The sequence below is a fragment of the Variovorax sp. OK212 genome, assembly GCF_900112425.1.
Classification (GTDB): domain Bacteria; phylum Pseudomonadota; class Gammaproteobacteria; order Burkholderiales; family Burkholderiaceae_C; genus Variovorax.
Map to the genome: position 1 here is coordinate 625,006 of NZ_FOLP01000001.1, position 12,842 is coordinate 637,847.

Genomic DNA, 12,842 nt, shown 5'->3' on the forward strand with positions numbered 1-12,842 from the left:
CTCGACTTCCAGGCGTCCTCGTCGCATGAAAGCAAGCTTGGGTTTCATTGCGTTACCCAATGCAACCGATGCTAGGAATCGGGTCCCTCGCTGAACATCACCGGGATCGGTAGTTCTGGGCCCATGCGCATCGCCGTGCGACGGGTCTTCGAATTGAAGAGCGGCCCGCAAAGCCAATGCCCATGCGGCTTCGCGCGCATCGCACCTGGCGCGAGGCGTTGCCGCGCCGCGCGATCCGGCGCGTGTTTCGTGTGTCCCGGTGCTACGTAACACGCGCGGCAACCGGCACGTAACAACGACGCAAAAACAGCCGTTTCGCAGCCCTGCGCGTGGCCTGCCTCGGGGCTTCGAAAGGCAAATTTCCCAATGAAATCAAAGTAGTACATGCGTTCGCGGCGCCGGCGCCGCGATGCTGGCCCGCGCGGGCATCGTTCCTGCGGTATCTGAAACGAAAGTCAACATTTCGAGGCTACCTAAGGGCAGCCGCAGAGCCGGAGGGGCGTCGCGTGATCAATTCGTTCTTGAGCAAGGCCAATGCAGACAACACGGACACCGTCCGTGGCGTGAACCAGGGAGCGCCGTCATGGAAATGAGCTTCCAGTACGCCTCCACGCGACCGGTGCCGTCGGTCGCGCAGTTGTATGGCGGCGTCTTCCATGCCGCGCTGATCGTCGCGGACGATGCGTTCGTGGCGGACCGCATGCGGCGCATCCTGGCCGAGCTCGCGCCGCACCGCCGCGTGGTGGTCGCATCGGGCCGCGCCGAAGCGCTCAACCTGCTGGCCGCGCTGCCCTATGACCTGCTGCTCGTCGACATGCAGTTGCCGGGCAAGGACGGCCTCGCGCTGCTGCAGCATGTGCGCCAGCACCATGCGCGCATCGAGAGCATCGGCATGTCGAAGAGGGACGACCACGAACTGGTGAGCGCCGCGATTTCGGCGGGCGCCATCGGCTACCTGCTGAGCGAGGCCGACGACTTCGAGCTGTCCTATCTCCTGCGCTCGATCGAGCGCGGCGGCTCGCCGATGGACTCGCGCATCGCGCGGCGCATCGTCGGCTCGATCGCGGCGTCGGCGAAGGCGCGCGCCATCGAACCGATCCGCGTGCAGGAACAAGCAAGCCCGGCCCGCGCGGCCGAGGCGGACAACAAGATTCCGCGCGGACTGCTGTCGCCGCGGGAACTCAAGGTGCTGCGGCTGATCGCACAGGGCTGGAGCAACCGCCAGATCGCGGAAGCGGTCTACCTTTCGGTCAACACCATCGAGTTTCACGCCAAGAGCATCTATCGCAAGCTCTCCGTCAAGTCGCGGACCCAGGCGGTCCATGAAGCGATGCAGCACGGTCTTCTGAACTGAAGTCCCCCTGGCGACAGCCCTTGTCGCCCCGGCGGGCGCCCCGCGAATGCGGCGCGCCGCGCCGTCGCTCGCCTGCCACGCGCATGGCAGGCATTGAATATCCTTGAGACGCCCCGCTACAATCGCGGGTTGACTCCTGCTCCAGCGAAGAAGACAAGAGGATCCCCATGAGTGACATGACCTCCGGCTCGCCCCGGATCGACACCAGCAAGCGGACTTGGTTGATTGCATCCAGCTGCGCTGGCGTGGCGGGCGGCGTGGCCACCGCCATCCCCTTTGTGAGCACTTTCCAGCCTTCCGAGAAGGCCAAGGCTGCGGGTGCCGCGGTCGAGGTCGACATCGGCGGCCTCAAGGTCGGCGAGAAAATGACCGTCGAATGGCGGGGCAAGCCGGTCTGGATCCTCAAGCGCACCCCCGCGCAGATCGCGGAGCTCCCCAAGCTGGACGGCCAGCTGGCCGACCCCCTGTCCAAGCGCCACCCCGACGAATTCACCCCCAAGTACGCGCAGAACGAGCACCGCTCGATCAAGCCCGACGTGCTTGTGGTGGTCGGCATCTGCACCCACCTGGGTTGCTCGCCCACCGACCGCTTCCAGGCCGGCCCGCAGCCTTCGCTGCCCGCCGACTGGGAAGGCGGCTTCCTCTGCCCTTGCCACGGTTCCACTTTCGACCTGGCCGGCCGAGTCTTCAAGAACAAGCCCGCGCCCGACAATCTGCCGGTGCCGCCGCACATGTACCTGTCGGACACCAAGCTCCTGATCGGTGAAGACTCCAAGAAGGCCTGAGGCGAGACAAGAACATGGCTGAATTCCACGAGATTTCCCCCAACGCACCGGCCAGCGAGAAGCTGCTCAACTGGGTCGACAACCGATTCCCGCTGACCAAGCTCTGGAACGACCAGTGGGGCAAGTACTACGCACCGAAGAACTTCAACTTCTGGTACATCTTCGGCTCGCTGGCGATGCTGGTCCTCGTGATCCAGATCGTCACCGGCATCTTCCTCGTCATGCACTACAAGCCCGACGCGAACCAGGCGTTCGCATCGGTCGAGTACATCATGCGCGACGTGCCCTGGGGCTGGCTCATCCGCTACATCCACTCGACGGGCGCCTCGGCGTTCTTCATCGTGGTGTACCTGCACATGTTCCGCGGCCTCATGTACGGCAGCTACCGCAAGCCGCGCGAGCTGATCTGGGTGTTCGGCTGCGCGATCTTCCTGTGCCTGATGGCCGAAGCCTTCATGGGCTACCTGCTGCCCTGGGGCCAGATGTCCTACTGGGGCGCCCAGGTGATCGTGAACCTGTTCGCGGCCATCCCGTTCATCGGTCCCGACTTGGCCCTGCTGATCCGCGGCGACTACGTGGTGAGCGACGCCACGCTGAACCGCTTCTTCAGCTTCCACGTGATCGCCGTGCCGCTGGTGCTGCTCGGCCTGGTGGTGGCCCACCTGATCGCGCTGCACGAAGTGGGTTCGAACAACCCCGACGGCATCGAGATCAAGGCCAACCGCGGCCCCGACGGCCATCCGGTGGACGGCATTCCGTCGCATCCGTACTACACGGTGCACGACATCTTCGGCGTGGTGGTGTTCCTCACGATCTTCTCGGCGGTGATCTTCTTCGCCCCTGAAGCCGGCGGGTACTTCCTCGAATACAACAACTTCATTCCGGCCGACTCGCTGAAGACGCCGAACCACATCGCACCGGTGTGGTACTTCACGCCTTTCTATTCGATGCTGCGCGCAACCACCGACGACATGGTCAACGTGTTCTCGCTGATCATCGCGGCGGCGGCCATCTGGAACTTCGTCAAGGGCAAGTCGGGCATGGGCCTGAAGATCGCGGGCGTCGTCGTGGCGGTCGTGGCCGTCTTCCTGCTGAAGACCTTCGACGCCAAGTTCTGGGGCGTGGTCGTGATGGGCGGCTCGGTCATCATCCTGTTCTTCCTGCCGTGGCTCGACCACAGCGAAGTCAAGTCGATCCGCTACCGTCCCGGCTGGCACAAGTACGTGTACGGCGTCTTCGTGTTCTTCTTCCTGGTCCTCGGCTACCTGGGCATCCAGCCGCCGGGCGTCTGGGGCAACCTGGTCATCGGCTCCTTCGCCCTGGACATCGCGCAGACCATCTCGCAGATCGGCACGCTCTTCTACTTCGGCTTCTTCCTGCTGATGCCGTGGTGGAGCCGCAAGGGCGAGTTCAAGGCCGTGCCCGAGCGCGTGGTCTTCGCCGCCCATTGAGAACCAGAAGCGCCAAGAGAGCTGAGAGAAACACGATGAAGAAAAGCATTTCCGGCTGGCTCGCGGTCCTGGGTCTCGCACTGGGCCTGACCTTTTCCGCGGCGGCATCGGCAGAGTCCGAGGGCATTGCGTGGGACAAGGCGCCCAACAAGACCAACGACGTGGCCGCCCTGCAGAACGGCGCCAAGCTGTTCGTCAACTACTGCCTGAACTGCCACTCGGCCGCGTTCATGCGCTACAACCGGCTGCAGGACATCGGCATCACCGAGCAGCAGATCAAGGACAACCTTCTGTTCACGACCGACAAGGTCGGCGAGACCATGAAGGCCAACATCGACGTGCGCCAGGCCAAGGAATGGTTCGGCACCACGCCGCCCGACCTGACGCTGGTCGCCCGCTCGCGCGCCGGCCACGGCGGCACCGGCGCCGACTACCTCTACACTTACCTGCGCACCTACTACCGCGACGACACCAAGGCCACCGGCTGGAACAACCTCGTGTTCCCGAGCGTCGCCATGCCGAATCCCCTGTGGGAACTGCAAGGCGAACGCCGTCCGGTCTACGCCAAGATCGAACAGCACGGCCATGAAGCCGAAGTGTTCAAGGGCTGGGAACAAGTCACTCCCGGCACCCTGAGCACCGTGCAGTACGACAATGCGGTCGGCGACCTGGTCAGTTACCTGCAATGGATGGCCGAACCGGCACAGAACACCCGCGTTCGCATCGGCGTCTGGGTGCTGCTGTTCCTGGCCATGTCGGTGGTATTTGTGTGGCGACTGAACGCCTCGTACTGGAAAGACGTCAAGTAGTTCCGTCCACGCCGACCGGACGCCCCCTGGCATCCGGTCCCACAGAGTGGGTTGCCAACGCGACCCACTCTTTTTGATTTTTAGGAGTCTCTCGCCATGATGGTCTTGTATTCAGGAACGACCTGCCCGTTTTCCCACCGTTGCCGCTTCGTGTTGTTCGAAAAGGGCATGGACTTCGAGATTCGCGACGTCGATCTCTACAACAAGCCCGAAGACATCAGCGTGATGAATCCGTACGGCCAGGTGCCGATCCTGGTCGAGCGCGACCTGATCCTGTACGAGTCGAACATCATCAACGAGTACATCGACGAGCGCTTCCCGCACCCCCAGCTGATGCCCGGCGACCCGGTCGACCGCGCCCGCGTGCGCCTGTTCCTGCTGAACTTCGAGAAGGAACTGTTCGTGCACGTCTCGACGCTCGAGAACCGCACGACCAAGGGCAACGAAAAGGCCCTGGAAAAGGCCCGCTCGCACATCCGCGACCGCCTCACGCAGCTGGCACCCGTGTTCCTCAAGAACAAGTACATGCTGGGCGACAACTTCTCGATGCTCGACGTGGCCATCGCACCGCTGCTGTGGCGCCTGGACTACTACGGCATCGACCTCAGCAAGAACGCGGCACCGCTCTTGAAGTACGCCGAGCGCATCTTCTCGCGCCCGGCCTACATCGAAGCACTGACGCCTTCCGAAAAGGTCATGCGAAAGTAAGTAAGCTTCGTGCCTGCTTTCTTCGCTTTTCGCAGTCTTTCATGATCAACGCGCTCGAGTCGTCCTCCACCCGCCCGTACCTCATCCGGGCGCTGTACGAATGGTGCACCGACAACGGGTTCACGCCCTATGTCGCGGTGCAGGTCGACGACACCGTCCAGGTGCCGCGCGAGTACGTGAAGAACGGCGAGATCGTGCTCAACATCAGCTTCGACGCGACCAGTTCGCTCAAGCTCGGCAACGACTTCATCGAGTTCAAGGCCCGCTTCGCGGGCACGGCGCGTGAAATCAGCGTGCCGGTGGGGCGCGTGATCGCCATCTACGCGCGCGAGAACGGGCAGGGCATGGCGTTTCCCGCGCCGGCGCCGTCGGTTCCCGCGGAGCACGGCGACGCCTCGGCCACCGTGCCGTCGTCGCCCCAGGGCCCGGCCCGCATGCCCTTGCGTGACGCTTCGCGCGGCACCGAAGGCGATGCAGGAAAGATCGTGCACCTGGTCACGGGCGAAGAGGGCGACGAAACGGTCGATGCCGGTTCGCCCGCCGACCCGGTCGACGAGCCGCCGCGCCCGCCGGTCGGCGGTGGCGCCAGGCCGTCGCTCAAGCGCGTCAAGTAGCCCCGGTCCGGCCGTCCCGGCCGGTGTTGCCAGGGCCACTAGAATCACGCACTGGAATTTCAGCCGCTTTAGCTCAATTGGTAGAGCACCCGCCTTGTAAGCGGAAGGTCGTCAGTTCGATTCCGACAAGCGGCACCACACAGAAAACCCCTGAGTCTTCACCGGCCCAGGGGTTTTTTCTTTATGCCGAGCCCTGCGCAGAGGCCGTCTGCGCCACGCCCTGCATCAGCAGGCCCAGCATCGCCAGCTGCGCCACCAGCGCAGGCCGGCGCGCTGAGCGCAGGTTCTCCAGCACGGCGCCCAGCAGCGCCGCGGCGCGCGCCAGCCCGGCCTGCTTCAGCCGCAGCACCTGCGCCTCGGCCCGCGTCAGCGCGCCCCCGCCCTGGTGCCGCAAACCCTGGCGCAACCACTGCGCCAGCAGCTCGAGCGTTTCACTGGCCAGCGCGTGCAGCGCGGGCACGTCGTCGACCTCGCTGTCCAGGCCCAGCGGCTGCGGCGCCACCGCCTCGACCTGCAGCACCACCGCGCGCTGCGCCGTCAGCAGGCTCAGCGGCTGCATCACGGCCTGGCCGCCTTGCAGGTGCACGGTGCCGGCCACGGCGCGCAGGGCGCCGTATTCACCGGCGAGGCTGCGCGCCAGCGCATCGACCGCGCCGGGGGCCACCGCGCGGTGCGGCAGCGCGAGGTGCAGCCGGCCTGCGTCGCTGCGCTCCGACGAGCCGTCCTCGGGCGCCTGTACCAATTCCGCATGCAGCACCTGCGCCGCCGCGTCCCAGTGGCTGCCCACCACTTCCATCCGCTCGAACGCCACCACGTGCAGTTGGCCCGAAGCCCCGGCCGACGCGCCGTTCGCTGCCTGGCGCGGCCGCACGAAATCCGGCGGCGCCTCGCGCAGGTGGGCCACCAGCGCGGCCACGCTGTGCTGGCGCAGCGGCGCGACCAGGTCGTTCCACGAAGTGGGCGACAGCGGCAGCACGCCCGTCTGCCGCGCGCCGGCCGTGATGTCGACCAGCCCGTTGGCGCGCCGCGTGGCCGTCTTGGTGATGACCTGCCCGCTCGCGAGCTGGCGCAGCGGAAAACCCGCCACGCGCCGGTTCATCAGCGCCTGTGCCGCGCCGCCGGCCGCGGCATCGGCCGCGCGCGACCACTGGCGCTCGAGCACCGTCACGTTCTGCGTGTCGGGGTCGGCGAAGAGAACGCTCGCGCCTTCTTCCGCGTCGTCGGACCAGAGCTCCGCACCAAGCGACACCAGCCGCAGGTGGTCGAGCGCGACCTCGCCCTTCACGCCCACGCCGAGGATCTGGCTGGCCAGCAGCGCGGGCCTTTCCCTTTGCGAAGGCCGGGGCTGCTCCGCATGCGCGGCGGCCTGCAGCCGCGCCCACAGCTCGGCCAGCACGCGCACCAGCCGCAGCGGCTCGAAGCGGCTGCTGCGCGCCTGCTGCGCCTGCAGCAGTTGCCACAGCTCGTCGAGCGCGTCGTCGATCCAGTTCCAGCCCAGCGCGCGCGACTGTTCGCGCACGGCCTCGAAGCGCGCGGCCAACGCCATCAGCGGCTGGCTCGAACCGTCGAGCCAGAGCGAGAGCAGCAGGGCGTCGATCTGCGTGCGCAAGGCGCGCGCCGCGTCGCCCTGCATCAGCAGTTGCTGCGCGACAGGCGCGTTGTCCGCGCCGGCCGACGCGGGCGGAAGCACCTCGACCATCACCTCCGCCGAGCCCGGCGCGAGCGGGCCGGCCTGCCGGAACGCCCACACCGCGATGGCCACGTGCGCGCAGCCGCTGCCCTGCTTGCAGTCGCAGCGCGCGTGCACGAGCGAGCTGCGCGAGAAGAAGCGCACGCTGCACATCGGCAGCCGCGCCACCGGCGGTGCGCTGGCGCTGCGCCAGGCCTGCACGCCGACCACGGGCCGCGCGGCGGCCAGCCTGTTCGCCTGCTCGCGCACGGACGGCGCGAGGCTGGCCGCCAGCGCGGCGTCGTCGAACTGCGCGGGGCTCCAGGCACCGTCCGGCTCGGCCGGAGCCTCCGTGCCCGAAGCCGGCGCATCGGCCGCTGCCGAGGCAGACGACGAAGCCGCCTGTGCCTGGTACGCCAGCACCAGCATCACCCGGTGCCGGCACATGCCGCTCGCGGGGCAGCTGCACTGCGCGTCGCGCAGCGTGCGGCCCGGCGGCAGGCTGGTGCGCACGCCGTCGTCGAAGCTCGCCGTCACCGTGCCGTCCGCATTGCCTTCCAGCGCCGGCAGCAGGCCGGCCGCCACGTCCTTCTGCGCGCGCTTGACGAAGCCCGCGTTGGCCAGCGCGGTCAACGCTTCGGGTGTCAGCTCGAGCAGGTCGGGGCGGGTTGCGATGCCCGCGCTCATGCCTGCACCTTCTCGGCCAGCCAGCCCGCGAGCTGGCCCGGCGTCATCGCGCCGATCTGCGCGCCTTCGCGCACCAGCCGCGCGGCCATCTCGCGGTCGTAGTTGGGCTCGGCCTTCGAGTCGAGCGCGGCCAGGCCCAGCACCTTGGCGCCCGACTCCACCAGCGCTTTCACGCGCCGCACCAGTTCGTGCGGGTTGGCGCCTTCGTAGAAGTCGCTCACCAGCACCACGATGCTCCTCGACGGATTGGCGATGAGCGACTGCGCATAGCCCACCGCCTTCGCGATGTCGGTGCCGCCGCCCAGCTGCACCTTCATCAGCAGCTCGACCGGGTCCGACACGTCGGCCGTCAGGTCGACCACCGCTGTGTCGAAGGCCACCAGCCGCGTGCGCATGCCGGGCAGCTGCCACAGGCAGGCGGCCATCACGGCGCTGTGGATCACCGAGTCGACCATCGAGCCGCTCTGGTCGATCAGCAGGATGATGTCCCACGGCTCGGCATGCCGCCTGGTGCGGCTGATGAACACCGGCCGTTCCACATAGAGCTTGCGGCGCTCCGGGTCGTAGCGGTGCAGGTTGGCCGCCAGCGTCTGCTTGAAGTCGAAGTTGCGCGCGATCTTCATGCGCGAGCGCCGGCGCCGGTCGCGGCTGCCGCTGAAGGCCTGGCGCACCTCGGTCGCGAGCTTTTCCATGATGCGGCGCACCACCTCGGCCACCAGCTTGCGCGCGGCGGCCAGCACCTCGGGGTTCATCAGGTGCTTGGTGTGCAGCACCGCGCGCAGCAGCGACTCCGAGGGCTCGATGCGCTCCAGCACCTCGAGGTTGGTCACCACCTCGTCGATGCCGTAGCGCTCGACTGCGTCCTGCTCCAGCCGCTCGATCACTTCCTTCGGAAAGAGCGTGTGGATGGTGTTGATCCAGTCCGGCGTGCTGAGCGCCGACGGGCCCAGGCCCGCGCTGCGTTCGCCGCGGCTCGCGCGGTCGCTGTCGCGGCCGTAGAGCCAGTCGAGCGCGGCATCGGCGGCCTGCGCATCCGCGCTCAGGCCGCCGCAGGCCGCCTCGGCCGGGTCGCCCAGCAGCAGGCGCCAGCGCTGCAGCGGGTCGGGAATGTCGAGGCTCATGGGCTTGGGGCTTCCTCTGTGTCTTGCAGCGTCACGCCCCAGGCCGCGAGACGCGCGAGCACGGCGTCTTCCACGCGGCGGGCCTCGGCCAGCTGTTCGGGCGCGGCCTCGCCGTGGTGGTGGGCGGTGAGCGCGCGGCGCGACAGGTGCGCGGCGTCGTGCAGCGCCAGCACCTGGTCGGCCAGCAGGCCGCGCTCCTGCGGCGGCAGCCACGAGAAGGCGCCGCGCAGGCTGGGCATGGCGCGCACGAAGTCGGCGTTGTCCAGCGCCTGCACCGTGCGGTCCATGCCCGCGATGAAGGCGGGTTCGGACGCGAGCACCTCGCGCGCCAGTGCCAGCAGGCCGGTGAGCGCGTCGCCGAGCACCGGCGCGGGCAGCGAGTGCAGCAGCTGCATCGCTTCGTTCACGCCTTCCTCGTGCGTCTGCGCGCTCGCCATGCGGCCGGCCAGGCTCAGGGTGGCGCCGAGCGCGGCGCCGCGGCTGACGGGCGCGGCGCTGCCGTCGGCGGCCTTGCGCTGCCACACCGCGAGCGCGCGCGCGGGCTCCACGTCGAGCAGCGAGGGCACTTGCGCCGTGGGTGCGCTGTGCGCGTGATCCTGCGCGTGGGCCAGCACGTCGGCCACGATCTGGCGCAACGCGCGGTGGCCCTCGATGTGCGATTGCATGTCGGCCGGTGCAACCTCGGCGGGCGGCTCCAGCAGCCACAGCGCGCGGTCGAAGCCCGCGCCGATCACCACGCGCAGCACCGGCGCGTCGGCCATGCCGAGCATCTGGCCGTGGCGCAGCAGCGTGTGCAGCACCGACAGCGCCGGGCCCAGCGCCTCGAAGCGCGGCTCGGCGGCAATGGCGCCCTGCAGCTCGCGCAGCAGCGAATCGCTGAGCGCCGACAGGCCCGCCCATGCGGCCTGGTTGAGCCCGTCCGCCAGCGGCGCGATCTGGCCGCCGGCCTGCCGCAGGTCGTCTTCCAGCCGGGCGCGCGCCGCGTCGTGCAGGCTCGCGCCCCAGGCACCGGCCTCGATCAGCGCGGCCTGCTGTTCCATCGGTTCGCCCAGCGACCACAGCTCGGTGCGCTCGCCCGACATCGCGAGCTTGGGCCCCTGCGTGCGCCGCACGCCGGGCAGGCGAAGAATCGACAGCCGGTGCAGCACGCGGCTCTTCGCGCGATCGGTCTCGCCCAGCAGGTCGAGCTTGAGCGGGCCGCGCAGCACGATGCCGTGCGCCGCCAGTTCGGCCTGCACGGCGGCCACCAGCGGCGGCTGCGGCGTGCCGGGCGCGAGCCGTCCGACGGTGTCGCCGGCCAGCACGTCCATCGCCTGCACCAGCACGGGGTCGGTGCCGGGGCGCATCGCGCCGCGGTAGGTCCAGGGCAGCGGCGCGTCGAGCGCGTCTTTCACCAGCGCGCCGGCCAGCGCGTCGAGCCAGTCGGAGCGCAGCGGCTTCTCGTGGCCGCGCAGCCGCGCGAGCCCTTGGGCGCGCAGGTGCACGGCCATCAGGTCGGCGGTGGAGGCGGGCAGTTTCTTCTCGCGCAGGCGCTGCATCACGTGCTGCAGCGCGCGGTGCGCCGCGCCTTCGGGGCCGAGCTCCCACACCCACTGGTAGTAGGCCGGCGAGGGCATGCCCGAGGCATAGCCGGCGAAGGCGTCCAGTCGCTTGAAGGTGTAGGGCACGAGGTAGGAGCCGAAGCGCAGCGTGGCGTCTTCCTCGCCCTCGGCAGGTTCGAGCGACGGCTGTGGCGTGGCCGGCAACGCCGCCGGCATGCCCGACCAGAGCCGTGCCAGTGCCGGCGCGTGATAGCCGCCGCACACCACCAGCGCCTGCGCGCGGCCGGGGTCCTTCGCATCCGCCGGCTGCGCCATGGCCCACGCGATCCAGCGCGCCATCATCTCTTCGCGCGCCCGGTTGCCCAGCGAGCCGGGGTCTTCGCCGCGCAGGTGGTCGAAGTAGGTCGCGAGGCGTTGCGCCAGTTCGGCCGCATCGCAGCCGTCCTCGAACAGGTGGTCCCACAGCGCGTCGCGGCCCTGCACGCTGAGCTTCTCGGTCAGCGCGCGCTCGTAGGCTTCGGCGCGCTCCTCGTGCTCGTGGTCGGCCACGTCGGCATAGCGGTTCTCCATGCGCGAGAAGGCGTCGTGCCAGGCCGGCAGGTCGATGAAGCGCACCGCGGCGCCCACCTCGCGGGCCACCACCAGCGCCTGCCACTCGGGCGAATGCTCGGCAAAGGGCGACCACGAGCCGTGGTGCCGCTCGTCGCCCGACAGGTAGCTGTAGATCGCCACCGGCAGCCGGTGCGGCAGGTACAGCTCGTCGAGCCGTTCGTTGAAGTCGGCCGGGCCTTCGATCAGCACGTACGCGGGGCGCAGCGTGCGGATGCGCTCGGCCACCAGCCGCGCGCAGGCAGGGCTGTGGTGGCGCACGCCGACGATGTGGGGCTGTTGCATCGGCGCGTGTTCAGGGCAGGCGGTGGCGTGCTTCGTAGTACGCACGCCAGTGCGTGCCGTTGCGCTTGGCCGCCTTCTGCTCGAAGTAGCGCCGCAGCTTGGCGCGGTCGTCCGCGTTGTCCTTCACCACCGTGCCGGCGATGCAGTCGACCAGGTCGGCCGGCGAGCCTTCGCGCTGCTCGAGGAACCAGGCGCGCACGCCCACCGCATGCGCCACGTTCACGGCCTCGGCGGTGGACATCACGGCCGTGAGCTTGTCCATGGCCGCGTCGTTCGCGGTGCCATTGCCGTTGCCTTTTTCGGCCTTGCCCGGCGCGCCGCGCAGGTCGCGGAAGGTGGACACCAGCAGCTCCAGCACCGGCGCGGGCACGGTCTTCGGAATGCCGCTCTGCGCCAGCAGCCGCGCCGACGACTCCTGCACCAGCGCGAGTTCGCGGTCGAAGTCCAGGATGGGGAACACCGTCTCGAAGTCGAAGCGTCGCTTCAGCGCCGCGCTCATCTCGTTCACGCCGCGGTCGCGCGTGTTGGCGGTGGCGATGATGTTGAAGCCCTCGCGCGCGTAGAGCATGCCGTGCTCGCCCGAGAGCTCGGGCACCGCCATCACGCGGTCCGACAGCATGCCCAGCAGGCAGTCCTGCACCTCCAGCGGCGCGCGGGTGATTTCCTCGAAGCGCACCACCTGGCCGCGCTGCATGCCCAGGTACAGCGGTGCCGGCACCATCGCGCGCGGGCTCGGGCCTTCGTTGATGAGCAGCGCGTAGTTCCAGCCGTACTTGATCTGGTCTTCCGTGATCGACGCGCCGCCCTGGATGGTGAGCGTCGAGATGCCCGAGATGGCCGTGGCCAGCAGCTCCGACAGCATCGACTTGGCCGTGCCCGGCTCGCCCACCAGCATCAGGCCGCGGCCGGTGGCCAGCGTGACGAGCATGCGTTCGATGCTGGCCACGGGCGCGACGATCTTCGGCGCGATGTCGAGCGCCGCGTCGCCCAGGATGAACGAGCGCGCGGCCTTCAGGCCCAGCGCCCAGCCCGGCGGCCGCGGGTCCTTGTCCTGCGCCTGCAGGCGGGCGATCTGCGCGGCGTACTGGATCTCGGCCGGCGGGCGCTGCAGCGTGGAGGAAGCAGCAGGGGCAGCCGTGGCAGCCGTGGCAGCAGCGGCATTGGAAGACGAAGTGTCTTTCGGTGTCTTGTTGGCAGTGGCCATTTGGT

General features: G+C 68.8%; 10 protein-coding genes and 1 tRNA gene. 7 read left to right on the forward strand and 4 right to left on the reverse strand.

Annotated elements, in window-relative coordinates:
- The first annotated feature begins 583 nt into the window (after positions 1-583).
- From BM004_RS02795 to BM004_RS02825, 7 genes are all read left to right on the forward strand, one after another.
- Positions 584-1,354, forward strand: coding sequence for a response regulator transcription factor (locus tag BM004_RS02795; protein WP_093125306.1), 771 nt, complete (start codon positions 584-586; stop codon positions 1,352-1,354).
- A 167-nt stretch (positions 1,355-1,521) separates the two neighbouring features.
- On the forward strand, positions 1,522-2,139 hold the full coding sequence (petA, locus tag BM004_RS02800; RefSeq protein ID WP_093125304.1) for a ubiquinol-cytochrome c reductase iron-sulfur subunit: 618 nt from the start codon (positions 1,522-1,524) through the stop codon (positions 2,137-2,139).
- Positions 2,140-2,153: 14 nt separating this feature from the next.
- Complete coding sequence (locus BM004_RS02805) at positions 2,154-3,590, forward strand: cytochrome b (RefSeq protein WP_093211149.1); 1,437 nt, start codon at positions 2,154-2,156, stop codon at positions 3,588-3,590.
- A 35-nt stretch (positions 3,591-3,625) separates the two neighbouring features.
- Positions 3,626-4,399 carry a cytochrome c1 gene (locus tag BM004_RS02810; RefSeq protein WP_093211151.1) on the forward strand — a complete coding sequence of 258 codons (774 nt, stop codon included), beginning with the start codon at positions 3,626-3,628 and terminating at the stop codon, positions 4,397-4,399.
- 96 nt (positions 4,400-4,495) lie between these two features.
- Positions 4,496-5,107 carry a glutathione S-transferase N-terminal domain-containing protein gene (locus BM004_RS02815; RefSeq protein WP_007835362.1) on the forward strand — a complete coding sequence of 204 codons (612 nt, stop codon included), beginning with the start codon at positions 4,496-4,498 and terminating at the stop codon, positions 5,105-5,107.
- Positions 5,108-5,148: 41 nt separating this feature from the next.
- Positions 5,149-5,721: a ClpXP protease specificity-enhancing factor gene (locus tag BM004_RS02820; RefSeq protein ID WP_093125296.1), complete on the forward strand. Its 573-nt coding sequence runs from the start codon at positions 5,149-5,151 to the stop codon at positions 5,719-5,721.
- A gap of 62 nt (positions 5,722-5,783) precedes the next feature.
- Positions 5,784-5,859 (forward strand) — tRNA-Thr (locus BM004_RS02825).
- Positions 5,860-5,902: 43 nt separating this feature from the next.
- On the opposite strand, the gene BM004_RS02830 is transcribed toward BM004_RS02825, so the two are convergent.
- The 4 genes from BM004_RS02830 to BM004_RS02845 are packed head-to-tail and all read right to left on the reverse strand — an operon-like array spanning position 5,903 to position 12,837.
- Positions 5,903-8,077 carry an SWIM zinc finger family protein gene (locus tag BM004_RS02830; RefSeq protein ID WP_093211153.1) on the reverse strand — a complete coding sequence of 725 codons (2,175 nt, stop codon included), beginning with the start codon at positions 8,075-8,077 and terminating at the stop codon, positions 5,903-5,905.
- Entirely contained in the window at positions 8,074-9,198 is a 1,125-nt protein-coding gene (locus BM004_RS02835; protein ID WP_093211155.1) for a VWA domain-containing protein, read from the reverse strand. Before BM004_RS02835 ends, BM004_RS02830 begins: the two co-directional genes overlap by 4 nt.
- Entirely contained in the window at positions 9,195-11,633 is a 2,439-nt protein-coding gene (locus BM004_RS02840; RefSeq protein ID WP_093211157.1) for a DUF5682 family protein, read from the reverse strand. Before BM004_RS02840 ends, BM004_RS02835 begins: the two co-directional genes overlap by 4 nt.
- Positions 11,634-11,643: 10 nt before the next feature.
- Positions 11,644-12,837, reverse strand: a complete 1,194-nt coding sequence (locus tag BM004_RS02845) for an ATP-binding protein (RefSeq protein WP_218152666.1) — start codon at positions 12,835-12,837, stop codon at positions 11,644-11,646.
- Positions 12,838-12,842: the final 5 nt, after the last annotated feature.